Origin of the sequence: Mesorhizobium sp. M7A.F.Ca.US.007.01.2.1, from assembly GCF_003998165.1 — a bacterium.
Lineage (GTDB): Bacteria > Pseudomonadota > Alphaproteobacteria > Rhizobiales > Rhizobiaceae > Mesorhizobium > Mesorhizobium ciceri.
In genome coordinates, this window is the sequence record NZ_RZQP01000440.1 from 1 (window position 1) to 2056 (window position 2056).

General features: G+C 61.3%; 2 protein-coding genes and 1 pseudogene. 2 read left to right on the forward strand and 1 reads right to left on the reverse strand.

What is annotated here, in order from left to right; genetic code table 11:
- Positions 1-308 precede the first annotated feature (308 nt).
- Positions 309-1268, forward strand: a complete 960-nt coding sequence (locus EN949_RS34855; protein WP_127224109.1) for a LysR family transcriptional regulator — start codon at positions 309-311, stop codon at positions 1266-1268.
- A gap of 15 nt (positions 1269-1283) precedes the next feature.
- Here EN949_RS34855 and EN949_RS34860 read toward each other — a convergent pair whose 3' ends face one another.
- Entirely contained in the window at positions 1284-1700 is a 417-nt protein-coding gene (locus tag EN949_RS34860; protein ID WP_024504355.1) for an acyl-CoA thioesterase, read from the reverse strand.
- Positions 1701-1897: 197 nt separating this feature from the next.
- Here EN949_RS34860 and EN949_RS37325 point away from each other — a divergent pair.
- Positions 1898-2056 (forward strand): annotated as a pseudogene (locus tag EN949_RS37325) (chromosome partitioning protein ParB); the annotation flags it as partial.

Genomic DNA, 2056 nt, shown 5'->3' on the forward strand with positions numbered 1-2056 from the left:
ACTTCATTCTGGTCGTTGACGAAGTTGAAGGGCGGATACTGACCGCTCATGGAAATCTTCAGCTCGCCCGCCGCCTTGATCTTTTCGAGGTCGTCGGCCCTGGCCGAAACGGCAGTGAAGGTCGACGCAAGCAGCAGGGCCGCAACGGCGATGCCGGAAAATACTCTGTTCATCTGATTTCCTCTCCTCTGGATGGCGCGCAAGGTTTGTTCTTGGGAGGCGTGCAGACGCTTTCCTGTCATCAATGATTGCCTTTGCGGTATCATTGCGCAAATAGATAATGCGAATAGAGAGCATAGATATCAGGAATGGTACTTCCACGCCCCGAACGGCTGGTCTGGGATCTCGACTGGAACCTTCTGAGGACATTCGTCGTCATCGCGGAGGTGAAGGGCATCACGCGAGCTGCGGAGCGACTGAACCTCAAGCAACCCAGCGTCAGCAATGCTCTGCGGCGACTGGAGGACCGGGTGGGCCGGCGTCTGGTCGAGCGCGACGCGACGCGCTTCGAACTGACCGAGGTCGGGCGGCTTCTCTACGAGCAGAGCGTCGAGGTGTTCGGCACCATATCGCAGTTGCCGCTGCTGATGCGCGGCATCAGCGACGATGTTACCGGCCATGTGATGATCGCGACGGCAAGCCATGTCGTCTCGCCGCTCTTTGATCAGGCGCTGTCCGAGTTCCACAGCAACTACCCGCACGCCAGCATCACCATTTCAGTCGCAGCAAGCACCGAAGTCGCCAAGCAGGTGAGGGAGCGGCGTGCTTCCTTCGGCATCTGCCTGGTCAGCCAGCGCGATCCGGCGCTGGAATATGCGATGGTCTACCGCGAGTTCTTCGGCTTCTTCTGTGGGCCGCAGCACAGGCTTTACGGGCAAACCGGGCTGACGCTGACCGATCTCCGAGGCGAGCCCTCGGTATCGTTCCAGACCGACCATATCTCGGATGCGTTGCGGCCGGTCGCGCTGTTGCGCAGCGAGGCCCGGCTCAATGCCGATGTCGTCGGCGTGTCCTCGAGCCTGGAAGAGGTGCGGCGCATGATCGTCGCCGGGTTGGGCATTGGGCCGCTGCCGCTGCACGTCGCGCGGCGGGATGTGGCGGATGGAATGCTGTGGCGGCTGCCGCCCTATGACGCGCCGCCGGCCATCGACATCTTCCTGCTGGTCAATCCGGACAAGGTGATGAACCGCGCCGAGAAGGCGCTGCTGTCAGGGCTGCAGACGCTGATTGCCGACACGCCCCTCGATGACCGCATCTACATAGGCTGACGGGCGGAGACAGGCTTATTCGATCAGGAAGGCCGAAGAGCGGTCGCGCATCGGCTCGTCCAGAGCGACCGAGGCGCGCGCGGCAAGGTCGAAGCGCACGCTTGTCGTCCGGCTCGATGCGCGGACAATGCCGTCGAGCGAGCCCAACATCACCTGTTCGAAGGTGATGGAGGTGCGGCCGATCTTCACGACATGCGAGCGGATGGTGATGAGTGCACCGGCTTTCGTTTCATGCCGATAGTCGATTTCGGTGCGCACGTCGGCCCATCCGATCTGCGACGCCTGGTTGTCGTCCTGTCCGGCAATATGGCCGAGAAGCTGGAAGCTGGCATCATCGAACATCGCCGCGTAGTGACGCACATTCACGTGCCCCATCACGTCGCACATCCAGGGATGAGCGACGCCGACAAAGGTGACGAGAGATTTGCTCATGGGGATTTGCTCCGTGGCCTTCGACGATCGCGCAGACGCAATATCGAAACGCGCGACGACAGGCAAACGATCTGCTGTCCCTGGCATCTTCGAACCGAGAATGGCCTTCGGACTTCGTATTCGTTAGCCGCACCCTTGGCCACCTCCATCAAACGGACTATTTCAGGGGTGGCGGCGTTTCCGCCACGGGGGTCGGCATGCTCAGAGTGCAAAAGGTCAAGGTCGACGAGATCTACGTGCCGACGGCGCGCAAGAAAACGCTGCATCCCGAGACCGTCCGCCATCTCGCCGAGGACATTCTGGAAAACGGCATGAAGACGCCGATCCAGGTCCGCCATGACGGCAAGCGCCACATC